This is a genomic window from Amycolatopsis sp. NPDC004625 (assembly GCF_040609695.1).
In the GTDB taxonomy this organism is placed as follows: Bacteria; Actinomycetota; Actinomycetes; order Mycobacteriales; family Pseudonocardiaceae; genus Amycolatopsis.
The window spans coordinates 290-23959 of sequence record NZ_JBEXKX010000022.1 but is presented as its reverse complement, the minus strand read 5'-3'; the positions used below and the strand labels follow the sequence as shown (position 1 = coordinate 23959).

22 protein-coding genes are annotated in these 23670 nt (G+C 71.4%); 11 read left to right on the top strand and 11 right to left on the bottom strand.

From position 1 onward, the window contains the following. The first annotated feature begins 43 nt into the window (after positions 1-43). Entirely contained in the window at positions 44-1207 is a 1164-nt protein-coding gene (locus ABZW17_RS24700) for a DegT/DnrJ/EryC1/StrS family aminotransferase (RefSeq protein WP_354818548.1), read from the top strand. A gap of 3 nt (positions 1208-1210) precedes the next feature. Then, positions 1211-1747 carry an NUDIX hydrolase gene (locus ABZW17_RS24695; RefSeq protein ID WP_354818774.1) on the top strand — a complete coding sequence of 179 codons (537 nt, stop codon included), beginning with the start codon at positions 1211-1213 and terminating at the stop codon, positions 1745-1747. Positions 1748-1805: 58 nt separating this feature from the next. Here the strand turns inward: ABZW17_RS24695 and ABZW17_RS24690 are convergent, their stop codons facing one another. The 3 genes from ABZW17_RS24690 to ABZW17_RS24680 all read right to left on the bottom strand — a co-directional run bounded on the left by ABZW17_RS24690 (position 1806) and on the right by ABZW17_RS24680 (position 5294). Continuing rightward, positions 1806-2351: a YceI family protein gene (locus ABZW17_RS24690; RefSeq protein WP_354818545.1), complete on the bottom strand. Its 546-nt coding sequence runs from the start codon at positions 2349-2351 to the stop codon at positions 1806-1808. Positions 2352-2521: 170 nt separating this feature from the next. Further along, positions 2522-3985 carry a multicopper oxidase domain-containing protein gene (locus ABZW17_RS24685; RefSeq protein ID WP_354818542.1) on the bottom strand — a complete coding sequence of 488 codons (1464 nt, stop codon included), beginning with the start codon at positions 3983-3985 and terminating at the stop codon, positions 2522-2524. 268 nt (positions 3986-4253) lie between these two features. Next, positions 4254-5294, bottom strand: a complete 1041-nt coding sequence (locus tag ABZW17_RS24680) for an alpha/beta fold hydrolase (RefSeq protein WP_354818540.1) — start codon at positions 5292-5294, stop codon at positions 4254-4256. A 202-nt stretch (positions 5295-5496) separates the two neighbouring features. Between ABZW17_RS24680 and ABZW17_RS24675 the strand changes: the two genes are divergently transcribed. The 4 genes from ABZW17_RS24675 (at position 5497) to ABZW17_RS24660 (ending at position 12388) form a co-directional block, all read left to right on the top strand. Then, the gene (locus ABZW17_RS24675) at positions 5497-7101 is read left to right on the top strand and encodes an NAD(P)/FAD-dependent oxidoreductase (protein WP_354818537.1); all 1605 of its coding nucleotides are present in this window, start codon (positions 5497-5499) and stop codon (positions 7099-7101) included. A gap of 142 nt (positions 7102-7243) precedes the next feature. Continuing rightward, on the top strand, positions 7244-8674 hold the full coding sequence (locus tag ABZW17_RS24670; RefSeq protein WP_354818534.1) for an FAD-dependent monooxygenase: 1431 nt from the start codon (positions 7244-7246) through the stop codon (positions 8672-8674). A gap of 88 nt (positions 8675-8762) precedes the next feature. Then, on the top strand, positions 8763-10937 hold the full coding sequence (locus ABZW17_RS24665; RefSeq protein WP_354818531.1) for a molybdopterin oxidoreductase family protein: 2175 nt from the start codon (positions 8763-8765) through the stop codon (positions 10935-10937). A gap of 17 nt (positions 10938-10954) precedes the next feature. Next, the gene (locus ABZW17_RS24660) at positions 10955-12388 is read left to right on the top strand and encodes a cation:proton antiporter (RefSeq protein WP_354818528.1); all 1434 of its coding nucleotides are present in this window, start codon (positions 10955-10957) and stop codon (positions 12386-12388) included. 58 nt (positions 12389-12446) lie between these two features. Here ABZW17_RS24660 and ABZW17_RS24655 read toward each other — a convergent pair whose 3' ends face one another. The 8 genes from ABZW17_RS24655 to ABZW17_RS24620 all read right to left on the bottom strand — a co-directional run bounded on the left by ABZW17_RS24655 (position 12447) and on the right by ABZW17_RS24620 (position 18700). Next, positions 12447-13649: a cytochrome P450 gene (locus ABZW17_RS24655; RefSeq protein WP_354818525.1), complete on the bottom strand. Its 1203-nt coding sequence runs from the start codon at positions 13647-13649 to the stop codon at positions 12447-12449. Between the two features lie 8 nt (positions 13650-13657). Further along, a complete protein-coding gene (locus ABZW17_RS24650; protein ID WP_354818522.1) occupies positions 13658-14128 on the bottom strand; it encodes an SRPBCC family protein in 471 nt (156 codons plus the stop codon). A gap of 89 nt (positions 14129-14217) precedes the next feature. After that, complete coding sequence (gene aroF / locus ABZW17_RS24645) at positions 14218-15252, bottom strand: 3-deoxy-7-phosphoheptulonate synthase (RefSeq protein ID WP_354818519.1); 1035 nt, start codon at positions 15250-15252, stop codon at positions 14218-14220. A 127-nt stretch (positions 15253-15379) separates the two neighbouring features. Then, on the bottom strand, positions 15380-15931 hold the full coding sequence (locus ABZW17_RS24640; RefSeq protein WP_354818516.1) for a peroxidase-related enzyme: 552 nt from the start codon (positions 15929-15931) through the stop codon (positions 15380-15382). Continuing rightward, positions 15903-16349 carry a DUF6187 family protein gene (locus ABZW17_RS24635; protein WP_354818513.1) on the bottom strand — a complete coding sequence of 149 codons (447 nt, stop codon included), beginning with the start codon at positions 16347-16349 and terminating at the stop codon, positions 15903-15905. The genes ABZW17_RS24640 and ABZW17_RS24635 overlap by 29 nt, the downstream gene beginning before the upstream one ends. Further along, positions 16342-17643, bottom strand: a complete 1302-nt coding sequence (locus ABZW17_RS24630; RefSeq protein WP_354818510.1) for an FAD-dependent monooxygenase — start codon at positions 17641-17643, stop codon at positions 16342-16344. The genes ABZW17_RS24635 and ABZW17_RS24630 overlap by 8 nt, the downstream gene beginning before the upstream one ends. Positions 17644-17658: 15 nt before the next feature. After that, the gene (locus ABZW17_RS24625) at positions 17659-18144 is read right to left on the bottom strand and encodes a DUF6423 family protein (RefSeq protein WP_354818771.1); all 486 of its coding nucleotides are present in this window, start codon (positions 18142-18144) and stop codon (positions 17659-17661) included. Positions 18145-18367: 223 nt separating this feature from the next. Continuing rightward, the gene (locus ABZW17_RS24620) at positions 18368-18700 is read right to left on the bottom strand and encodes a DUF6235 family protein (protein WP_354818507.1); all 333 of its coding nucleotides are present in this window, start codon (positions 18698-18700) and stop codon (positions 18368-18370) included. A gap of 284 nt (positions 18701-18984) precedes the next feature. On the opposite strand from ABZW17_RS24620, the gene ABZW17_RS24615 reads away from it, so the two are divergent. The 5 genes from ABZW17_RS24615 (at position 18985) to ABZW17_RS24595 (ending at position 23453) form a co-directional block, all read left to right on the top strand. Then, positions 18985-19233: a hypothetical protein gene (locus ABZW17_RS24615; RefSeq protein WP_354818504.1), complete on the top strand. Its 249-nt coding sequence runs from the start codon at positions 18985-18987 to the stop codon at positions 19231-19233. A 144-nt stretch (positions 19234-19377) separates the two neighbouring features. Then, positions 19378-19821, top strand: a complete 444-nt coding sequence (locus ABZW17_RS24610; RefSeq protein ID WP_354818501.1) for an SgcJ/EcaC family oxidoreductase — start codon at positions 19378-19380, stop codon at positions 19819-19821. Then, positions 19818-21197, top strand: coding sequence for a cytochrome P450 (locus ABZW17_RS24605; protein ID WP_354818498.1), 1380 nt, complete (start codon positions 19818-19820; stop codon positions 21195-21197). The genes ABZW17_RS24610 and ABZW17_RS24605 overlap by 4 nt, the downstream gene beginning before the upstream one ends. Before the next feature lie 32 nt (positions 21198-21229). Further along, positions 21230-22423, top strand: a complete 1194-nt coding sequence (locus tag ABZW17_RS24600) for a methyltransferase (RefSeq protein ID WP_354818495.1) — start codon at positions 21230-21232, stop codon at positions 22421-22423. 10 nt (positions 22424-22433) lie between these two features. Next, a complete protein-coding gene (locus ABZW17_RS24595; protein WP_354818492.1) occupies positions 22434-23453 on the top strand; it encodes a carboxymuconolactone decarboxylase family protein in 1020 nt (339 codons plus the stop codon). Positions 23454-23670 lie beyond the last annotated feature (217 nt).

Below are 23670 nucleotides of genomic sequence, written 5' to 3'. Positions count from 1 at the left end.
CGATGGGAGCGTTCGGGGACAGTGTCCGTCCGTAGGGGAGCCCATGAGCGACGACCTCATCAACGTGATGCAGCCCTGTCTCGGCGAACGAGAGCTCGCCGCGGTGCGGGAAGTCTTCGAGAGCAACTGGATCGGCCGCGGACGGCGCACGGCCGAGTTCGAGGCGCGGTTCGCCGAGCACCTCGGTGTCGGGCGCGAGCACGTGGTTTCGGTCAACTCCTGCACCGAGGGCACGTTCATCGCCATGGAACTGCTCGGCGTCGGCCCCGGCGACGAGGTCGTCCTGCCGTCGATCAGCTTCGTCGGCGTGGCCAACGCGGTCGCCTCGCGCGGCGCGCGGCCGGTGTTCTGCGACGTCGACCCGCACACGCTCAACCCGCGGGTGGCCGACATCGAGGCGGCGCTGACCCCGCGGACCAAGGCGGTGGTGATCCTGCACTACGGCGGGCACCCCGGCGACGTCGTGGCGATCGCCGCGCTGTGCCGCGACCGCGGCGTCAAGCTCATCGAGGACGCGGCCATCGCCGTCGATTCCCGGGTGGACGGCCAGGCGTGCGGCACGTTCGGCGACATCGCGGTGTGGAGCTTCGACCACGGCAAGATCGTGGTGACCGTGGACGGCGGCATGCTGTACGTCCGCGACCCGGAGCTGGCGGCCCGCGCGCCCAAGGTGGCCTACCTGGGCATGGAACAGCGCAGCGGCTTCGACCAGGCGATGCGCGCGAGCACCCGCTGGTGGGACTTCGACGTCACGACGTTCTCCCGCCGGTCGACGACCAACGACGTGCTCACCGCGATCGGGCTGGTGCAGCTGGAGCGGCTGCCGGAGTTCGTGGCCCGCCGCGAAGAAGTCGCGGCGGCCTACGACGAGGGCTTCGCCGACCTGCGCGGGCTGCGCCGGCCGCCGCGGCTGCCGGCCGGGCACCGGACCTGCCACTACATGTACTGGGTGCAGCTCGACCCGGCGCTGCGGGACGTCATCGCCCGCGACCTCTACGCCCGCGGCGTCTACACGACGTTCCGCTACCCGCCGCTGCACGAGGTGCCGGCGTACGGCTGGGAGACGCCGCTGCCGGGCTCGGAAGCGGCCGCGGCGCAGACCCTGCTGCTGCCGATGCACCAGGGCCTCAGCGACGCCGACGTGCGCCGCGTGGTCGACGCCGTCCGCGACTGCGTGACGGCCCGCACCACCGACCTGGCCGCGTAGGTGATCCGCCAGCTGTCGTCACGGCTGGTCTACCGCAACGAGTGGCTTTCGGTGCGGGAAGACCGGATCGAGCGCCAAGACGGTTCCGAGGGCATCTACTCGGTGGTGGACCGCCCCGACTTCGCCGTGGTGATCGCGGCCGAGAACGACGGGTTCCACCTGGTCGACCAGTACCGCTACCCGGTGGGCGGGCGGTACTGGGAGTTCCCCCAGGGCTGCTTCCCGGCGGGCCGCACGGGAACGCCGGTGGAGCTCGCGTACGCGGAGCTGTCGGAGGAGACGGGCCTGCGCGCTGGCGACCTGCGGCACCTGGGCCACCTGTTCGGCTGGCACGGCGCGAGCCCGCAGGCGTGCGACGTGTTCGTGGCGACGGACCTCACGCCGGGCCCGCCGGCGCGGGAACCCACCGAGCAGGACATGCGCCACCGCTGGTTCCCGCGCGACGAAGTCGAACGGATGATGCGCGACGGCCGGATCAGGGACAACTCGACGCTGGCGGCGTACGCGCTGTACCTGCTGGAGGAGCGCGGCGCGGACTGAGCCGCAACGCAAGAAGGGCGGGTCTCCCCGGAGACCCGCCCTTTCCGTCACTCCGCGTTCAGCCGGCGAGGACCGCCTCGATCTCCAGCTCGATCTCCACCTTGTCGCCCACGACGATCTTCGCACCCTCGGCCAGGCCGAAGTCGATGCCGAAGTCGCTGCGGGTGATCGACGTGCGGCCGCCGAAGCCGACCCGCGGTTCGCCCTGGACACCCGTCGGGTCCACGCCGAGGAACTCCAGCTCGAGCTCCACGCCCTTGGTCACGTCGCGGATCTCCAGGTCGCCGGTGAGCAGCCACCGCTCGCCGTCCTGGCGGAGCCCGGTGCTCGTGAACGTCATCTTCGGCGCCTGCTCGACGTCGAAGAAGTCCCGGGTGCGCAGGTGGTTGTCGCGCATCTCGTTGCCGGTCTCCACCGAGGCCAGGTCGATCGACACCGACGCCGACGAGCGCGCCGGGTCCTCGTCGATCACCAGCTGGCCCTCGAACGCGCTGAACCGCCCGCGCACCTTGCTCATCAGGTGGCGCACCGCGAACCCGACGTTCGAGTGGGCCGGGTCGATCACCCAGGTGCCGGCGGCCACGCCGGGCAATGCGTCAGACATAGCGTCCTCCTCCTCGTCGCGCGGGCCGGGGCCCCGCGAGGAACCCCGGCCGCTCGGCTGACTGCATACGTTCCCGGATCCTCCCGGACGCACCCGGCGCCCGGCATCTCCCGGCATGCCTTCCCCAGTCATGTCCACACCGGACGGACATCAGTCCCGTGTGGACGAAATCAGGGGACGATCTCCATCTGGGCCATCATCCCGATGGACGAGTGGTCCAGGAAGTGGCAGTGGTAGACGTACTTGCCGGTGTACTCGGTGAACGTGGCCTGCACCCGGACCGACTCGCCGGGCATGATGAGCACGGTGTCCTTGCGCCCCGCGTCGTCCGGGGTCGGCGGCGCACCGTTGCGGTCGAGCACCCGGAACTGTTCCAGGTGCAGGTGGAACGTGTGCGGCGCGCCCCAGACCGTGTCGGTGTTGGTGACCGTCCAGACTTCCGTCGCGCCCCGCTTGACCTGGAAGTCGACCCGGTTCGGGTCGTAGGCCTGGTCGTTGACGAGCCCGACGTTGCCCGAATCGTCGAACTTCATCGTGACCTGCCGCTGCACGGTCGGGGTCCCCAGCGCGGGCAGCGGCCGCAGGGTGGCGGGCACCCGGCTGGTGTCGGCCGCGGTCCGCGTGACGTCGAACCGGAGCACCGGGCCCGACACGTCGGACAGCACGAACTTCGACCCGATCGGCTGGTTGGAGAAGTCGATCACGATGTCCACGCGTTCCCCGGAGGTGAACGTGATGTCCGAGCGGGTCACCGGCGCCGGCAGCAGGCCGCCGTCGGAGCCGATCTGCGTCATCGCCAGCCCGCCCAGGGTGAGCCGGAATCCGCGCTCGTTGCCGGTGTTGAGCAGCCGGAAGCGGTACTTGCGCGCCGCGACCGGGAAGTACGGCGCCACCACGCCGTTGGTGAGCACCGTGGTGCGGTCCGGCGCGAAGTTCGGCCAGACGAGCACGCCGTTGGCGTCGATCTGGGCGTCCCGGAGCATGATCGGGACGTCGTACTGCCCGCTCGGCAGGTTCAGGCCCTTTTCCGAGTCGTCGTCGAGGATGTAGAACCCGTGCAGTCCCTTGTAGACGTTCTCGGCCTCGGTGCCGTGCGAGTGGTCGTGGTACCAGAGGGTCGCGCCCTGCTGCTGGTTCGGGTACCGGTAGGTGCGGCTCTGGCCCGGCTGGATCAGGTCCATCGGGTAGCCGTCGCTGACCTGGGGGTTGTGCCCGCCGTGCAGGTGCACGTTGGACGCCACGGTCAGCTGGTTGCAGAAGGTGATTTCGACCGGGGTGCCCGTCTTCGCCCGGATCAGCGGCCCGAGGAACTGGCCGCCGAAGGTCCGCACCGGCGTCGGCTTGCCCGGGGTGAACGCGAAGTTCGCGGTCTGGATCGGAATCCGGTAGGTGTCGGTGCCGTCCGCCCGGCGCACCGGTGTCAGCGTCTGCGGCACCGGCATGACCTGGGTGAACTGGGTGACCCCGAACGACCGGCGTGCCGCGGGTTCCGCCGCCCCCGCGGCCGCCCCGTGTCCGGTGTGGTCCACCCCGGTGGGAGCGGCGCCGGCCGTCAACGCCGACGGCAGCAGCGCCGCGCCGCCCGCGACGCCACCGGCCGTCATCCACCCCAGTAACTTTCTTCGATTCAACATCGCCCGCTCCTCGGGTCTCGTCTTCCCGTCGCGCGGTGCCGTTACCGGTACCGCGCTCCCCCGACCGAGCGATCCTCTGCCGCCGGGGGTGGCACGGACATCTCTGTACATGCGGGAAAACGTGAGAAAAACGGACTGGTTGAGCGTGAAACGGGGTGAACCGTCACCGATGTCGACGCACCGGAACGGATCCGGTACGCGGGGTGGCATCGGGACCCCGCCGCGGGTGGGCGTGTCGGGATTTGTGCCGACAGACGGGTCCGCCCACTCAGGACTTCAGAATCTCCGCCAGCGCGTCGTCGACCGCGGCCACGTCTTCGGGCAGCAGGCCGAACATCGTGAAGTGCCCGAGTGGACTGTCGATCACCCGCAACCGGGCGCCGGCGATCAGCGCGACGTCCGGTTCGTGGTCCTCGGCCGGGAAGAACTCGTCGCCGCCGAACGGGTAGACGAAGAACCGGGCGGTGATCCGGCCGAGCGCGGCCGCCAGGTCCCCGCCGGTCTGCTTGCTCACGTCGGCGTCACGCCACTTCGCCGCCTGGCACAGCAGGTTGTTCGGGTCCATCGGGGCGAAGTGCCCGCGCATGAAGCCGAGCGTGAACTCCTCGACCGCGGAGAACCCGAGCCGGCGCCAGACCTCCTCGCGGAAGAACCGGCGGCCGGTGGCCGCGGCGGCGAACGCCATCGCGTGCCGGGCGAGGCCGACGTGGACGTCGTCGGAGTCGGCGTAGGACCCGTCGGCGAAGGCGGGGTCCGAACGCAACAGCTCGGTGTGGACGTCGATGAAGAGCCGGTTCTGCACCGGGGTCTTCGCCGTCGCCGCGAACACGCCCGCGCGCTGCACCAGCTCGGGGTGGCGGACCGCCCAGTCGTAGGTCTGCAGCCCGCCCATCGACCAGCCGATCACCGCGTGCAGGGTGGTGAGGCCGAAGTGCTCGGTGACCAGCCGGTGCTGGGCACGCACGTCGTCGGCGATCGTGACGGCCGGGAACCGGGGCCCGTCGAACGGCGCCGGGGTGTTGCTCGGCGACGAGGACAGGCCGCTGCCGAGCTGGTCGGGCAGGATGATGAAGTACCGCGACGGGTCGAGCGCGCGGCCTTCGCCGATCAGGCCCTCCATCGCCGCCGACGTGCCGGAGTACATGTGCGGCACGAGCACGGCGTTGTCGCGTGCGGCGTTCAGGCTCCCGTGCGTGCGGTACGCCAGCCGCGCGTCCGGCAGGGTCACCCCACTGTCCACTGTGAACGCTCCGAGCGCGAAGTGCTCGTGCGGTCCCTGCACCGCCGCCGTGTAGTAGTCGCGGCCCATCGTGACCTCCCGGGGATCGTGGTGCCCCAGACTTTCCCCGCGCGGATCGGCGCGTCTTCTCCGCCCCTGCGCGTTCGGTCCAGCGCCGCAAGGGAAGAGAGCCGCGGGCGGTGGCCGCGGCTAACGTGGTTGCCACGGCGATCTCGCCCGTTCCCGGTGGCCGGCGCGTCCCGGTACCGCCCGCCGTAGAGAGGATGACCCCATGGCCAGTGCGGCCGAAGAACTCGATGCTGTCGTCGTGGGTGCCGGCTTCGCCGGGCTCTACATGCTGCACCGCCTGCGCGGACAGGGGTTGTCCGTCAAGGTCTTCGAAGCGGGCGCCGACGTCGGCGGCACCTGGTACTGGAACCGGTACCCGGGCGCCCGGTGCGACGTGGACAGCCTCAACTACTCCTACTCCTTCGACCCGGACCTCGAGCAGGACTGGCAGTGGTCGGAGAAGTACGCGAGCCAGCCGGAGATCCACGCCTACCTGCGGCACGTGGCCGACCGCCACGACCTGCGCCGCGACATCGTATTGCGGACGCGGGTGACGGCGGCGGTGTTCGACGAGGACACGTCCCGGTGGACCGTCCGCACCGACGGCGGCCACGAGGTCTCGGCGCGGTTCTGCATCATGGCCACCGGCTGCCTTTCGACGCCGAAGTTCCCGGAAGTGCCGGGCCTGGAACGGTTTTCCGGCCCCTGGTACCACACCGCGCGGTGGCCGGAGGACGAGCCCGGCTTCCGCGGGCAGCGGCTCGGCGTGATCGGCACCGGGTCTTCGGGCGTGCAGGCCATCCCGTTCCTCGCCGCGCAGGCGAGCGACCTGACGGTGTTCCAGCGCACCCCGAACTTCGTCTACCCCGCCTTCAACGGGCCGATCGACCAGGCCGTCGTCGCGGAGACCAAGGCGCACTACCGGGACGTCCGCACGGCCGCCCGCCAGTCGCTGTTCGGCGTCGCGATGGACATGCCGACGCAGTCGGCCCTCGAGGTGACCGACGCCGAGCGCCGCGCGGTCTACCAGGCGTGCTGGGACCGCGGGCACGTCTTCGCCCTCGTGCAGTCGTTCACCGACCTCATCTTCGACGCCGGCTCAAACGAAACCGCCGCCGAGTTCCTCCGGGAGAAGGTCCGCGACCGGGTCACCGACCCCGAGCTCGCGCGCAAGCTCGAGCCGCGCGGCTACCCGTTCGCGACCAAGCGGCCCTGCCTCGACACCGGCTACTACGAGACCTACAACCGCGAGCACGTGCACCTGGTGGACCTGCGCGAGGAGGACCTCGTCGAGATCACGCCCCAGGGCGTGCTGACCACCGAGCGCGAGTACGAGTTCGACAGCCTGGTCATCGCGACCGGCTTCGACGCCATGACCGGCGCGCTGCTCGCCGTGGACATCCGCGGCCGCGACGGCGTGGCGCTGCGGGACAAGTGGCGCGACGGCCCGGAAACCTACCTCGGCGTCGCCGTGGCCGGGTTCCCGAACCTGTTCACGATCACCGGCCCGGGCAGCCCGTCGGTGTTCGGCAACATGATCGTCTCGATCGAGCAGCACGTCGAGTGGATCGGCGACCTGGTCGACCACATGGCCCGGCACGACCGGTCGGTCGCCGAAGCCGTGGACACCGCCGAGAAGGAGTGGACCGAGCACGTCCGCGCGGTCAGCGACATGACGCTGCTCCCGCAGGCGGACTCGTTCTACCTCGGCGCCAACGTCCCCGGGAAGCCGCGGGTCTTCATGCCCTACGTCGGCGGGGTCGGGCCGTACCGCGCGAAGTGCGACGAAGTCGCCGGCAACGGCTACGAAGGGTTCGTGTTGCGGTGAGCCGAACGGCCGCCGACCCCGCAACGGCAGAGATGCCGGGCGCGGGCGGCGGGTGTGACGCTGGCAGCACGGCTGGATCACCGGCGGGGCGGCCCGACCGCCCACCCGGAATGTCAACCACGGAATCAAGGAGGTGACCGCGATGGGCCAGGATGCCGGAACCCGCGCGGTGGTGCTGGGCGGCAGCATTGCCGGCCTGTTTGCGGCCAGGGTGCTCGCGGACGCCTACGACGAGGTCCTGATCGTGGACCGCGACAAGCTCGTCGGTGTCAAGGGCGTGCGGCGGTTCTGCCCGCAGAGCCACCAGGCCAACGGTCTGCTCGCCCGCGGCGTGCAGGTGATGGAGGAGCTCTTCCCGGGCCTCACCCAGGAGATGGTCGACTACGGCGTGCCGACCGGCGACCTGTCCGGCTCGTGCCGCTGGTACGCCCGGGGCAACCGGCTCAAGCAGCAGCACGCCGGCCTGACCACGCTCGGCGTGGTGCGGCCGATGTTCGAGTGGTTCATCCGCGAGCGCGTGCAGCAGTTCCCCAACGTGACCTTCGTCGAGGAGCACGACATCCTCGGCCTGATCACGACGGCCGACAAGAGCCAGGTCACCGGCGCCCGGGTGCAGAAGCGCGGTACGGACCACGACGAGGTCATCGAGGCCGACCTGGTGGTCGACGCCACCGGCCGCGGCTCGCGGACGCCGGTCTGGCTGGAGCAGCTCGGCTACGAGAAGCCGTTCGAGGAGCGCAAGAAGATCGACCTCGGCTACGTCACGCAGCACTTCCGCCTGCGCGAGGGCGCCAACGGCTTCCAGAACGACGTGGCGATCAACCAGATCGCGCACGCCGCCGTGCCGCGCGGCAACGTCTTCTTCCTGGTCGAGGACGGCAAGGTCGAGCTGACCACCTACGGCATCCTCGGCGATCACCCGCCGACCGACTACGACGGCCTGATGGCGTGGCTGAAGTCGCTGCCCGCCAAGGACGTCTACAACACGCTGCGGTACGCCGACCCGGTCGACAAGGCGATGCCGTTCAAGTTCCCGACGACGCTGCGCCGCCACTACCACAAGCTGCGCCGCTTCCCCGAGGGCCTGCTCGTCACCGGCGACGCGGTCACCACGTTCAACCCGGTGTACGCCCAGGGCATGAGCGTCGCCGCGCTGTGCGCCCTGGTGCTGCGCCAGCACCTGCACAGCGGGGCCGCGCCGGTGCCGCAGGACTACTTCCGCGACCTGGCCACCGACGCCATCGACCAGGCGTGGGAGATGACCAACCAGATCGACCTGAGCCTGCCGGGCGTCGAGGGCGAGCGGCCGTTCAAGGTCAGGATGGGCAACTGGTTCCTGAAGCGGGTGCAGATCGCGGCCACGCACGACGGTTCGATCACCGCCGAGTACTTCAAGACGGCGGGGCTCATCCAGAAGCCGGAAGCGCTGATGAAGCCGGGCTTCGCGCTGAAGGTCCTGTGGAAGTCGCTGTTCGGCCCGGCGAAGGACAGCCGCGAGCCGTACACGTTCCCGGTCGCCGACGGTGTCCAGCCGGCGTTCGGCGAGACCGCCGAGCTGCCGAAGGCGGCATGACCGTTCCCTTGTTCACCCACGGCCACGACAGTCCTTCCGGGACTGTCGTGGCCGTGCCCGTATGGGCGTTCCCACCACTGGAGTACCGATGACCACCGCCCACCGGACGTGTCCCATCTGCGACGCCGTCTGCGGACTGAAGATCGACCTCGACCCCGCCGGCCGCGTCACGAAGGTGCGCGGTGACGACGACGATCCGTTCACCAAGGGCTACATCTGCCCGAAGGGCGCCAGCCTCGGCAGCCTCGACGAAGACCCCGACCGCCTGCGCCACCCCATGATCCGCGAGGGCGACCAGTGGCGGGAAGCCACCTGGGACGAGGCGTTCGAGGCCGTCGAGCGCGGGATCTCCGGTGTCATCGAGAAGTACGGCCGGGACGCGGTCGCCGTCTACTTCGGCAACCCGACCTACCACACGATGGCCGGGTTCCTGTACCGCATCCCGCTGATCCAGTCGCTGGCGTCGAAGAACGTCTACTCCTCCGGCACCATCGACCACATGCCCAAGCACGTCGCCTGCGCGCACCTCTACGGCGACCCGTTCGCCATCGCCGTGCCGGACATCGACCGCACCGACTACCTGCTCGTGCTCGGCGCGAACCCGATGGAGTCGCACGGTTCGCTGTTCTGCGCCCCCGACATGCCGGCCCGGCTGCGGGCGCTGCGCAAGCGCGGCGGCAAGCTGGTCGTCGTCGACCCGCGCCGGACCCGCACCGCGAAGAACTGTGACGAGCACTTCTTCGTCCGGCCGGGCACGGACTCGGTGCTGCTGCTGGGGATCGTGCACACCCTGCTGCAGGAGGACCTGGCCAAGGTCACCCTCGACGTCGCCGGGCTCGACGAGCTGCGCACGCTGACCGAGGAGTTCTCGCCGGCGGCGGCCGAGGTGCTGTGCGGCGTGCCGGCGGCCGACATCGCGCGGATCGCGCGCGAGCTGGCCGCGGCGCCGACGGCGGTCGTGTACTCGCGCATGGGCGGGTCGGTGGTCGAGTTCGGGACGATCACGCAGTGGCTGGTCGACGTCATCAACATCCTCACCGGCAACCTCGACCGCCCCGGCGGCCCGATGTTCACCCGGACCGCCGCGCTCGAGGTGTTCCGCACCGGCCAGCCGTTCGAGTACGGCCGCTGGCACAGCCGGGTGAAGGGGTTCCCGGAGGTGCTCGGCGAGCTGCCGACGGCCACCCTGCCGGACGAGATCGAGACGCCCGGCGAAGGACAGGTCCGGGCGCTGATCAACATCGCCGCCAACCAGGTGGTGGCCGCGCCCAACGGGCCGCGGTTCGGGCGGGCGTTCGACTCGCTGGACTTCATGGTCTGCGTCGACCCGTACCTGACGGAAACCACCCGGCGGGCGCACGTGATCCTGCCGCCACCCCGCATCCTGCAGATGCCGCACTACGACTTCCTGATGCAGATCGTCATGGTGCGCAACTACACCCGCTACTCCCCGGCGGTGCTGCCGCTCGAGGCCGACCAGCGATCGGAGGCGGAGATCCTGGCCCGGCTGACGCTGATCGCGGGCGGCGCACCGCTGCAGGTGCCGGCGGCCGCCGTCGACGAGGGCTTCGTCGAGCAGCTGCTGACCGGCGCCACGCAGATGCCCGGCTCCCCGGTCGAAGGCATGGACGTCGCCACCCTGCGCGCCACCATCGAGGGTGACGACGGGCCCGAGCTGATCCTCGACACGATGCTGAAGTTCGGTCCCTACGGCCTCTCCCTGGCGAAGCTGAAGGAAAAGCCGAACGGCATCGACCTCGGCCCGCTGGAGCCGCGGCTGAAGGAACTGGTGTGCACGCCGTCGGGCAAGATCGAGCTCACCCCGGAGCCGATCGTCGCCGACTTCGCGCGGCTGCGCGCCCGGCTGGCCGCGCCGGTCCCGGAGATGCTGCTGATCGGCCGGCGCCAGCTGCGCTCCAACAACAGCTGGCTGCACAACGTCCCCTCGCTCGTCGGCGGCAGCAACCGCTGCACCCTGCACGTCAACCCGGCCGACGTCAGCCGGCTCGGGCTGGGTGAGAAGGCGGTCGTGCGCTCGTCGGCGGGCGAGCTGGTCGTCGAGGTCGAGCCGACCGACTCGATCATGCCCGGGGTCGTCAGCCTGCCCCACGGCTGGGGGCACGCGGGCAGCTCGCAGCGGGTGGCCGCCCAGCACCCGGGGGTCAACGCCAACGCGCTGACCGACGAGCTGGTCGTCGACGTGCCGTCGGGCAATGCGGTGTTCAACGGCGTACCGGTCACCGTCGGTCCGCACTCGCTCTGACGGAACGGGAGTCACCGATGCCGGAAGGCAAGCAGAAGCACGGCCTGCGGGCACTGGGGGTCTACGGCCTGCTCGTCGTGATCCCGGTGCTGGCCAGCATTCTCGTACTCACCCGCGAAGGCACCCGGACGGGGGCCGCGGCCAAGGCGGCCGCGGCGGCCGGCCACCCGGTGGCCCAGCTGCTGCTGGCGATCGCGGTCGTCATCGCCGCGTGCAAGGCGACCGGCTGGCTGATGCGGCGGATCGGCCAGCCGCCGGTGGTCGGCGAGATCGCCGCGGGCATCGTCCTCGGCCCGTCGGTGCTCGGGGCGATCTGGCCGGCGGGCGCGTCGGCCGTGCTGCCGGCCGCGATCATGCCGCAGCTGAACGTGCTGGCCCAGGTCGGCATCGTGCTGTTCGTGTTCCTCACCGGGCTGGAACTCAACACGCGGCTGATCCGCGGGCGCGGGCACCTGGCGCTGGTGGTCAGCCACGTGAGCATCGCGGTGCCGTTCGTGCTGGGCATCCTGCTCGCCGTGGTCGCCTACGCCAAGTTCGCGCCGAAGGGCGTCGGCTCGCTGCCGTTCGCCCTGTTCATCGGGGTTTCGATGAGCATCACGGCGTTGCCGGTGCTGGTCCGGATCCTCAAGGACACCGGCATGTTCCACAGCCGCATCGGGGTGGTCGCGGTGACCTGCGCGGTGGTCGACGACGTCACGGCGTGGTCGCTGCTGGCGCTGGTGGTCGCGCTGATCACGGCGTCCTCGCTGGTCGGCGTGCTGCTGACGCTCGGCTTGGCCGCGGCGTTCGCCGGCGTGCTGTACTACGTCGCCCGCCCGCTGCTGACGAGGTTCTTCGCCCGCACGTCCGAGCCGGTCCTGCGCCGCGTCGCCCCGCTGGCCCTGGTCGGGGTGCTGCTGTGCGCGATGGCGACCGACTGGATCGGCGTGCACGCGATGTTCGGCGCGTTCATGTTCGGCCTGGTCTTCCCGCGCGGCAACGTGGTGGAGGAGTGGCTGCACGAGAACGCGAGCGGCCTCACGACGGCGTTGATGCTGCCGTTGTTCTTCGCCTACAGCGGCCTCCGGACGAACATCGGGCTGCTCGCCGACCCCTCGCTGTGGCTGTGGTGCGCGGCGATCCTGGTGATCGCCGTGGTCGGCAAGCTCGTCAGCGCGACCGTGGCGGCCCGCAGCGTCGGCGAGAGCTTCTGCCGGTCGCTGCAGATCGGCGTCCTGATGAACTGCCGGGGCCTGACCGAGCTCATCGTGCTGAACGTCGGCCTGGACCTCGGGGTGCTCTCGCCCGAGATGTTCACGATGCTGGTGCTGATGGCGCTGGTCTCGACGGCGATGACGGCCCCGATGGCGGTGTACCTGGACAAGCGGGCGGGCCGCCGGGAGGCGCGGCTGCGCACGAACGTCCACCGGCTGGAGGACGACCTGGAGGGCGAACTGCCCCGGGCGGCCTGACCGGTCGGACGCGAAAACGGGCTGCCGGCCGAGGCCGGCAACCCGTTTTCGCTGCTGTTCAGGCGAAGCGCAACGACAGCTCGTTCGGCCCGTGGATGCCGATCGGCGGCCGCCAGGTGAACTCCCCCGCCACCGCCGGCGGACCCAGCCGGTTCGCCAGCGCCGGCAACGCCTCCGTCAGTTCGGCCTTGGCGAGCGCGATGCCGAGGCAGTGGTGCGGTCCCGCGCCGAACTGCAGCAGCGGGGCCTCGGGGGCGACCGTGATGTCGAACTCCCCGGCGTTGCGGAACACCCGCGGGTCGCGCTGGGCCGCCGTCACGCACACCGTCAGGAACGTGTCCCTGGCGATGCTCAGACCCTGGTACTCGAAGTCCTCCGCCGCGAACCGGTAGATCGTCGGCGACGACGGGAGCCAGCGCATCACCTCGTCGACCGCCTGGTCCGCCAGGTCCGGCCGGGTGCCCAGCAGGCGCCACTGGTCCGGGTGCGCGGCGAACGCCACCATCGCGTTGGCCAGCTGGTGACGGGTCGTGTCGTGCGCCGCGAACACCGTGGTGATGATCAGGTTCCGCAGCTCCGCCGGGCTCACCAGCGGGTCGTCCTGCTGCGCGGCCACCAACGCGGAGATGAGGTCGCCGGCCGGTTCGGCCTTCTTCCGGGCCATCAGCGCGTCGATGTACTCGCCCAATCCGACGAGCGCCGCCTCCACACGGGACACCACGTCGCCGCCGAGGGCGATGCTGAACACCAGGCCGACGTCCGTCGTCCACGTGTGGAAGACGTCGTGGTCCTCGGGCGGTACGCCGAGCATTTCGCTCATCACCGCCAGCGGCAACGGGTTCGCGAAGTCCCCGATGAACTCGCACGCGGCCGCCGAACCCAGTTCTTCGGCCAGTTCCTTCGCGCGGGCCCGGATGAACGGGCGCAGCCCGGCGATCATCTTCGGCGTGAAGGCCTTGCCCACCAGGCCGCGCAGGCGGCGGTGGTGCGCCCCGTCGTGGTTCATGATCATCGGGACGAACCAGTCGTGGATCGGGCCGCCGGTGACGCCGTTCATCTCCATGAAGCGCTTGCCGTTGTGGTTCAGGCGCTGGTCCCGCAGCAGCGCGTGCCCCTCCGCGTACCGCAGGACGAACAGGCCCACCGGGCTTTCCGCGTACCAGTTCTTCGCCTGGGCCTCGGCCACCGCCGGCGTGCCGAAGCCGAATCCCGGCGCGGTGACGTCCAGGAAGGGCGGCTCACTGTCCACTGTGGTCGACACGGCCGGGCTTACTGCTGCGGCGGGGCGAAGTAGTCGCGCACGACGCTGATCTGGTTCTCCATCATGCCCATCAGCCCCTGCACGATCTCCGGCGCCGCGTCGTCGGTGACCATGAACTCCCGGCGGTACTCGAGGAAGCTGCGGCCGGGCTCGTTCGTCACCGGGAAGACGCGGTAGGTGGCGACGTAGTCGTAGAGGCACAGCACCGGGGCCAGGGTGCGGTAGGTGAGCGAGCGGTCCACCTCGTTGCGGCCGGCCACCTCCTGCTGCACCAGGCCCTGGTTCTGCAGCATCGTGAACTCGTACCGCGACGGCACCAGCTCCGGCGAGCCGCCCTCGACCCAGTGCGAGTTCCCGACGGTGTCGCCGAACAGGATCTTCACCAGGTTCAGGACGTTGCGGATCTCGGCCCACACCGTGTCCGGGTCGGCGTCGAGGACGGTGGTCTGGTACATCGTGTGCTTCGGCTTGATTGTCACGAGAACTCCGCGGGATCGTCGGGAACCGTCATCGCAAGGTAGCCGGAATTCCTTTGTGCACGGAACATTCGAGCGTGCGGACCTGCGGCTCAGCCGGCCAGCCGGCGCGGGTTCCACTGGGCCGGCCCGCGCCGGCCGAGCACCGGGGCGAGGTCCTGGAGGGACCGCTGCAGGACGCGCAGGTCGGCGGCGACCAGCGCCTGCGGGCCGTCGCACCGGGCCTCTTCGGGGTGCGGGTGGACGTCGACGAGCACGCCGTCGGCCCCCACCGCGACCGCCGCGCGCGAAAGCGGCAGCACGAGGTCGCGGCGCCCGCCGGAGTGCGACGGGTCGATCATCACCGGCAGGTGCGAAAGCCGCTGGACCACCGGCACCGCGGAGATGTCGAGGGTGTTGCGGGTGGCGGTCTCGAACGTGCGGATCCCCCGCTCGCACAGCACGATGTCGAGGTTGCCGCGCTGGGCGATGTACTCCGCGGCCATCAGCCACTCCTCGATGGTGGCGCTCATGCCGCGCTTGAGCAGCACCGGCTTGCCCGCCTCGCCCACCGCCTGCAGCAGCCCGAAGTTCTGCATGTTCCGGGTGCCGATCTGCAGCATGTCGGCGTACCGGGCGACCATTTCGACGTCGTGCGCCGCGACCACTTCGGTGACCACCGGCAGGCCGGTCTCGGCCCGGACGTCGGCCAGGATCCGCAGGCCGAGTTCGCCGAGCCCCTGGAACGCGTACGGCGACGTGCGCGGCTTGAACGCGCCGCCGCGCAGCAGGGTCGCGCCCGCGGCCTGGGCCATCCGCGCGGCCTCCAGGGTCTGCTCCGGCGTCTCCACCGCGCACGGGCCGGCGATCAGGGTGACCGAGTCCGGGCCGATCGGCACGCCGCGCACGTGCACCGTGGACCGCTCCGGGTGGTGCTCGAGGCTCACCAGCTTGTACTTGGCGGAGATCCGGGTGACGCTGCGCACCCCGCGCATCCCGCCCAGGTTGAGGGCCTCGAACCGGTCGACCTCGCCGACCAGCCCGATGACCGTCCGGCTCACCCCGCGGCTGACGAAGGCTTCGCCGCCCGCCGCCGTCACGCGGTCGACGACCGCTTCGACGTCCCCGGCCGTGGCATCGACAGCCATGACGATGACCATGATTTCCGCACCCTCCAGCGCTCCGGCCGCCACCGGCGGGCGCCGGCGGCGGGTGTGCTGCTGGATCGAGCATCCGGCCGCGCGGGGGATGCCTGCGTCTCCACGGGTGCGCGGTTCACCTCTCCGCAGGAAGGAGCTTCGCCAGACCCGCGTAGCCGATCTCGTGCAGCCGCAGGCCGGACGTCGTCGCGTAGGCGTCGTCGGCGCGCAGGCCGATGCCCTCGACCACGCGGTTCATGAAGTTGAACAGCGCGCACACCTGGATGGCGTCGTGCAGGGCGCGGTCGTCCCAGCCCGCGGCGAACACGGCCTCGGCGTCGGCGTCGGTCATCCGGGACGGCGTCCGGGTCAGCTTGCCGACGTAGGCCAGCACCGGCCGGATCTTCGCGTCCACCGGCGCGGCGTCGAGGTCGCGCACCGCGGCGGCGAGCAGCCCTTCGGGGACGCCGAACGCCTCCGCGGTGATCGTGTGGATCCCGTGGCAGTAGCCGCAGCTGTTCACCCCCGACACGTACGCCGCGATCAGCTCGCGCTCGCCCGGGGTGAACGGGGACTCGGCGCGCATCACCTGCTCGTGCAGGTCCAGCAGCGGCCGGGCTGGGCCGGGGTAGGCCTCGAACACGTGCAGCAGCCGGGTTTCAGCCGGCAGGGACTTCAGGTGGGACACCGGGTTCTCCGTCTCCGTCGGCCAGGCGGTCCACTTCCCCGCGGCGCAGTGAACAGGCGGTCAGGTAGGCGACCGAGGCCGGGCCGGCCTCGGGTACGGCGGCGGCGACGCGGCCCGCGGCCTCGACCCACGCGCCCCGCAGGGCGGCGGGGGACGAGGTCCCCGGGGTGCTGCCGACGGCGTCCCGGACCGCCCGCCAGCGCGCCCACCCGGCCGCGACCAGGCCGGCGAACCCGAACCCGGCGACGCCGTGGCGGGCCTGGTCGACCGCCTGCGTCACCAGCCCCGGATCGTCGGCGAGCCGGGCGAAGCCAACCCCGGCGAGCAGGCGCTGGGCGTCGAGGCCGAGCAGGATGACACCGACCTCGGTCGAGCCCGGGTCGTCGATCGCGGGCAGGGCGAACCGCGTGTCAGGCACCGGTCACCACCGGGACGCGCGCTTCCCGCAGGCTGTGCGCGATCGACGCGGCCACCCGCGCGGTCGCCACGCGGTGGCCGTCGATGTTGCGCGCGGCCGGGCCGAGCATCAACCCGGCCGCCGCGCCGACCACCGAAACCCGGGGGGCGCGGGTGTAGTGCAGGGTCCGTTCGTCCAGGTCCGGCCAGCCGTCGCGCTCGTTCACCAGGTCCGGAGGCAGTAGCCCGGCCCCGCTCGAGGGGAGCGTGCCCAGCGCCAGCACGGCGGTGTCCGCCTCGACCAGGCGGCCGCTCTCCAGCCGGCAGACCACGCCGTCGCCGATCTCCTTCACCGCCTCGCCGCGGTGGACGACCAGCCGCCCGTCGGCCTCGGCCTGCTGCAGCAGCGGCCGGAACTCGAACATGACCGACGCCCGCCGGTGCTGCCGCATCAGGTCCAGCCGGCCGGCCCGGTCGACGCCGTCGAAGCGGGCCCGGCCTTCCGGGCGGAAGAACGACGAGTTGACGTCGGCGCACTGGTAGCGCTCGGCGGTCTCCCGCACCACCCAGTGCACCCGGCGGCCCGCCCCGAGCGCGCCGGTGATCAGGTGGGCCGCGGTGAGCCCGGCCCCGACCACGATCTGGCGCTGCCCGCCCGCGGGCACCGGTTCGTCCCAATAGGACACTCCGGCCGGCGGACGGCCGCCGCCCCACCAGGCGTCGGGCGCCGGGCGGCGCTCCTCGCCGAGGCAGAGCACGGCGTGCTGCGCGGTGACGGTGAACCGGTTCGCGCGCACTGTCACCGCTTCGGACGTCGGCAGCACCTCGCGGACGGCCGCCTGCCACGTCTTCCCGGCGACGTGGTGGCTCGTCACCAGGTGGTCGCAGTAGGCCTCGAACACGTCGACCGGCACGACCGAGCGGTGCCCGGCCTGCGCCATCCGGATCTCCCGCCGCTCGGTGCGGGTCAGCCGCGACCAGTGCAGCCGGGCGAAGTCCAGCAGCTCGCAGTCGCGGAACCCCTCGACGCCGGGGTGGTGCTCGTACGGCGAGCGCAGCACCCGCTGGCCGAGGCGGTCGATCCGGCCGAAGAAGCGCCCGCACGGGCGGCCGGTCCGGTCGAGCACCACGACGTCGCGGACGCCGTGGTGCCACAGCGCGGAGGCGACCGCGAGCCCCGCCGGCCCGGCCCCGACGATGACGACGTCGGCCGCGTTCCCGGGGGAGCCACCCGGGACGGCGGGCGCCGGCAGGCGCGGCCAGTCACGTCCGCGGGGCGAGTCGAGCAGGTGCGGCTCCGGCACGAACTTGATCACCAGGCCCCGCCGGGCTCAGTCGACGACGGAGATCGGCACGATCAGCTCGATCACCGGGCGCTGCTGCATCCCGTCGCTGACCAGCTGATCGAGGGTCGCCTGCGACTGCTCGGCGCTGTCGGTGGCGATCGGGCTGTAGCGGGAGTAGAAGTACCCCGGCTTGCGGCCGCTGGTCTCCATCGAATACATCTTCAGCACCGATTCGCCCGGGCGCACCTCGCCGTCGTAGAAGGTGAGGCGGCGCTGGTCCGGCGTCATGAAGCTCTTGGCGAACTGCGGGGACATCACCGCCGTGCCGGGGTCGTCGACGAACGTCGAGTCCTCGTCCAGGACGGCCTGCATGGCCACCCAGGTCCGGTCGGTGAGGTTCGTTTCGGCCTTGATGACCTGCCAGCGCCCGGCCTCGGGCAGGGTGACGTTGACCGCGACGTCGTGATCGGTGGTGTCGATCGCGCCGGTGATCATCAGCACCCGGCGGCCGAGGTCGGCCACACCGGTCATCTGAATGTCACGGGCCCGCACGCGACCGGAGACGTCCAGCCCCGGCAATTCAGGTGATGACATGGTGCAGCCTCCTGTAAATTAGAGACCCCAGTAAAGTGGGCTGACCAGCAAACGCAAAAAGGCTTTCACACGCCTTGAGAGGCTGTCAAGGTGAGGAACGCATGATCGACGAGGCGTGAGCGGTACGGCCGTCCCGGACGCCTGATCTAACCCGTTCGGCCTAGGCGCCTTCCGGGCTGCTCGGCTCCTCACGGGTCGGCGCGGTGGTCCCGGCCGCCTCGTCGCGGTCGTCGTCCGGCGCGCCGAGGTAGCGGATCGCGAACGAGGAATCCTCCCGCCGCAGCATCACCTTGAGCACGAGATTCGGTTTCACCGCGACAATGAAATTGCTCGGGTCCCGGGGATCGCCGAAAATGTCGTAAATCAGAAAAGCGGATCCGTCGCCGACCGCGAACAATGCGTCGTACATGACATTCCGTTCGGCCTGCGACGCCGATCCGGCCCACTCTTCCAGCAACTCGCACCCATCGGTGAGCTGGAGGCGCATCGCCATCAGCCGGCCTCCCCATCAACGTCCGTCGGGAACCCGGGACGGGTCGCGGGCCTGGTCCGCGCCGGGCTCGGTGACACCCCGGCCCACACAGCGTCCAGTCTGGCCGGGGCGCGGCGGCGGGGGCATCTCCGACCGTGCGCTGGCGCGCCGGGACCGCCGCCATACCGCGGGGATTGCGCAGTGCACAAGACGTCCCGCCGAACCCGTGCGGTGTGCACTCGGGGTCCAGGAGTTCCGCACACACCGCCCGGTGGCGACACCGGCGTCCGCCCAGGAGGTGCCCCATGACCGACCAGCCCACCCCGCCCCGCGGCCCGGCCCCGCAAACCCCGGCCGGCGCGGCCGCGCGCCAGCGCACCTGCGCGGCGTGCGGCGGCGCGTTCGAACCGGGCCGGCGCACCGAGCTCGAGGTACTCATCGACGGCGAAATCCGGTACGTGGCGGTGCATTCCGGACACAGCACACACGCCCCGGCCCGGGAACGCCTGGCCACGTCCCGGCTGCCGGCCCGGGTCCACGGAACCGCGGCCTGATCACCACTCCGCACTGCGGGAGACGTGGGCGGCGGAGCGCCGGTGCGAACGTGGAGTGGCCGGCGGGGAGACGAGTGCCCGCGTTCGGGGCCAGTTTCCGTCCGCCGCCCGCGGTTCCCGTCGCTCGCGCCGAAAGGAAGCACCATGACCACGACCCAGGTGTCGCCCGCCGACCAGGCGGCCGTCGCAGTGCTCACCCAGCGGCTCCTCGCCGCCTGGGTCCACCAGGACGCCGCCTCGATCGCGGACCTGTTCACCGACGACGGCACGCTGATCCTGCCCGGCATCTTCAAGCAGGGCCGGCCGGACATCCAGGCCTTCTTCAAGGACGCCTTCGACAACCAGTACGCCGGCACCCAGGTCGTCGGCAAGCCGATCGGCCTGCGGTTCCTCGGCGCCGACGTCGCCCTGCTGCTCTCCTCCGGCGGGGTCGTGGCGGCCGGTGAGACCGAGGTCTCCGACGCGCAGGCCATCCGCGCCTCCTGGTTCGCCGTGCGCACCGACGGCGAGTGGAAGCTCGCCGCGTACCAGAACACCCCGGCGAAGCACGGCCTGCCCGTCCCCGGCACGACCACCCCCTCGGCATGAGCGGCGCCACCCGCCGCGTCCCGCCGGGTCCCCCGCGCCGAGCGGCGCCGGGGATCCTGCGCAAGCTGCGCGCGGACCGGCTGGGCCTGATGAGCGAGGCGGTCCGCGAGTACGGCGACGCGGTCCGGGTGGCGATCGGCCCGAAGACGCTCTACATCTTCAACCACCCCGACCACGCCAAGCACGTGCTCGCCGACAACGCGGCCAACTACCACAAGGGCATCGGCTACACCGAGGCCAAGCGCGCGCTGGGCGACGGGCTGCTGACGTCGGAGGGCGCGCTGTGGAAGGAACAGCGGCGCACCATCCAGCCGGTGTTCCAGCACAAGCGGATCGCCGCGCAGGCCGACGTGATCATCGACGAGGCGCTCGGCCTGGTCGGGCGGCTCTCGGCCCACCGCGACACCGGCCGGCCGGTGGACGTGCTGACCGAGGTCACCGCGCTCACCCTGGGCGTGCTCGGCAGCACGCTGCTGGACATCGACCTCGGCGAGTTCGACGGCGTCGAGCACTCCTTCGAGGCCGTCCAGGACCAGGCCATGTTCGAGATGGAGACCCTCGGCATGGTGCCGCGGTGGCTGCCGCTGAAGGGGCAGCGGGCGTTCCGGTCGGCGCGCGACCACCTCCAGGAGGTCGTCGGGGTCCTCGTCGAGCGGCGGAAGGCGCAGCCGTCCGCGGCCGGCGACGACGTGCTGACCCGGCTGATCGCCTCCACCGCCAGGGAAAGCGACCGGCGCGTCGCCGACCGCCGCATGCGCGACGAGCTGGTGACGCTGCTGCTGGCCGGGCACGAGACGACCGCGAGCACCGTCGGCTGGACGCTGGACCACGTGAGCAGGCACCCGGAGGTCCGGGAGCGGCTGCACGCGGAGGCGGTGGCGGTCTACGGCGACCGCCGCCCGGAGTACGCGGACCTGACCCGGCTGCGCTACACGCACATGGTGCTGCAGGAGGCCATGCGGCTGAATCCGCCGGTGTGGATCCTGCCGCGCCGGGCGCTGGCCGACGACGAGGTCGGCGGCTACCACGTGCCGGCCGGCGCCGAGGTGCTGATCTGCCCGTACACCCTGCACCGGCACCCGCGGTACTGGCCGGAGCCGGAGCGGTTCGACCCGGACCGGTTCGACCCGGACAAGCCGGTGGACCGCCCGCGCTACGCCCACATCCCGTTCGGCGCCGGGCCCCGGTTCTGCGTCGGCAACCACCTGGGGCTGATGGAGGCCACCTTCATCATCTCGACGCTGCTGCGCGAGCTGCACTTCGACTCCGTGCCCGGCCGGGGGCCCGTGCCGGAGCCGATGATGTCGCTGCGCCTCGGCGGCGGGCTCCCGCTGACCGTCCGCTCGTTCCCGGAGACCGGCCGTTCCGCGGCCTGACCCGTCCGACGTCGCGAAAGTGAGTGAAATCGATGAGTGACCAGGCGGAGCACCCCTACGGCCGTCCCGAAGAGCACCCGAAGGTGGCGGACTTCGCGAAGCTGCGCGCCGCGATCGCCGACGAACGCGTCCGCGAGCACTTCCCGTACCGGTTCCTGGCGGCCAACGAGACGTTCGCCCGCCTGGTCGACGCGACGGCGTACCGGATCCTGGCGTCGATCGGCGCCCTGCCGTCGGCCGACGGGATCTCGGTCCAGCAGGCCAAGCAGGAGCTGTCGATCCCGTGGCGCCGGACGATCCCGCTGCACTTCCTCTACGAGAAGCTGTCGGACTCGGGCATCCTCACCCGCGAGGGCGGCCGGTTCGTCCCCGGCCCGGTGGCCGTCCCGGTGTGGGACGACGTCGCGGCCGAGCTCGCCGCGCGCGAGCCGGGGGCCGCGGTCGCCACCGAGATCCTGAAGACCCTGGTCGACGAGGCGAAGAAGTTCTTCGCCGGCGAGGCGACGGGCGACGAGATCCTCTTCGCGCCGCAGCAGCTTCCGTTGTGGCTGAAGTACTTCTCCAACGACAACCTGCTGTACTCGATCAACAACAAGGTGGGCGCGGAAGCGCTGTCCCGCCTGGTGCCCCCGGGCGGCATCGAGATCCTCGAGATCGGCGGCGGCTGCGGCAGCGGCGCCGACCAGGTGCTGCGCACGCTCGGCACCGACGTCAAGCGCTACCGGTTCACCGAGGTCGCGGAGACGTTCGCCCGCCACGGCGAGAAGGCGGCGGCCGCGGCGGCGTCCCCGACGACGACGGTCGAGTCGGCCCGCATCGACATGACGCTGCCCTGGGAAGCGCAGGGTGTCGAGCCCGGCACGTTCGACGCGGTGTACGCGGTCAACTGCTTCCACGTGGCCCCCGACCTCGACTTCGTCGTCGCCGAGGCGGCGAAGGCGCTGAAGCCGGGCGGAGCGGTCGTCGTGTCCGAGTGCGTGCGGCCCACGAAGCTCGCCCGCCCGATCCACGCCGAGATCATCTTCGACTTCCTGGACAGCTTCACCGACGTGATCACCGACCCGGTGAAGCGCCCGACGCACGGGTTCCTGACCCCGGCGGCCTGGCGCGCCACGTTCGAGGCGGCGGGGCTCGCCGACGTGACGGTCCTCCCGGACGTGGACGCGATCGCCGAGGAGTACCCCGACTTCGTGGTGGGCGCCGTGATCGCCCGCGCGGCCCGCTAGGGGGCGCGGGATGGTAGCCGGTCTGGTCCGGTTCGCCGTGCGCCGATCGCTGCGGGACACCCGGTACGTCCGGGTCGTCCCGCGGCGCCGGGCCACGGGCGTGGTCGCCGAGGTGTACGCCCAGGTGGAGCGCGACTTCAGCATGCTCGCCCCACCGGTCGCCCTACACTCGGCGGCGCCGGAGGTACTGGCCGCGGCCTGGTCGGTCCTCCGGGAATCCCTGCTGGCCGAGGGCCTGGCGGGCCGCGCGGCCAAGGAGGCGGTGGCCACCGGGGTGTCGAAGGCGAACAGCTGCCCGTACTGCGTGGACGTCCACGGGATGACACTGGCGGCCATCCCGGCCGCCGACGACACGGCGGCATGGGAGGACTGGGCGCGCGCGTCCGCGGCGGGGGCGGCGGACGCGCCGCCGTTCCCCCCGGAGCAGGCCCCGGAGCTGATCGGCGTGGCGGTGGCGTTCCAGTACTACAACCGCATGGTGAACGTGTTCCTCCGCGAGTCACCGTTCCCGTCCCACGTCCCGGAATCGGCCAAGCCCCAGGCCCGCCGCGTACTGGGCGGCGTCCTGCGGCCACCGTCGGGCCCAGGCCCACAGGCGGGCGACTCGCTGAGGCTGCTGCCGGCGGCCCCCCACCCGCAGGACCTGGCCTGGGCAGGCTCGAACGCAGTGGTGGCCGACGCATTCGCCCGCGCGTACGCGGCAACGGAGGCAGCGGGCGAACGTTCGGTACCACCGGCGGTCCGCACCCTCCTGCAGGATCGACTGTCCACATGGGACGGAAAGCCCCCGGGCCTCAGCCGGGCCTGGCTGGAGGAAGCGGTAGCCGGCCTCACGGAGACAGACCGCCCGGCCGGCCGCCTGGCCCTCGCGATCGCCCTGGCGTCCTACCAGGTCGACGAGGCCTTGGTGGAGGCGTTCCGGGCAACAACCCCCGCAGACGCAACCCTGATCGAGCTGACGGCCTGGTCAAGCATGACAGCGGCCCGCAGGGTAAGCACCTGGCTGACCACCAGCCTGGACCCCGCATAGAAAAGACCAGCGAACTCGCGTACCCCAAGCGGACAGCGTCGTCCCGGGGTACGCGAGTTCGCCTTCCCCACCGAGCAGAACGCAGGAAACACACCACCCAGACCCCCCGCAACCCCGATACGAAGCCCAAAACACGGCCGGGGGGGCGGCTGCGAGGGGCGCTATTCAAGATCTTACCGACGATCGCCGCGCTGCGTAACAACAACCGAAAGACGGT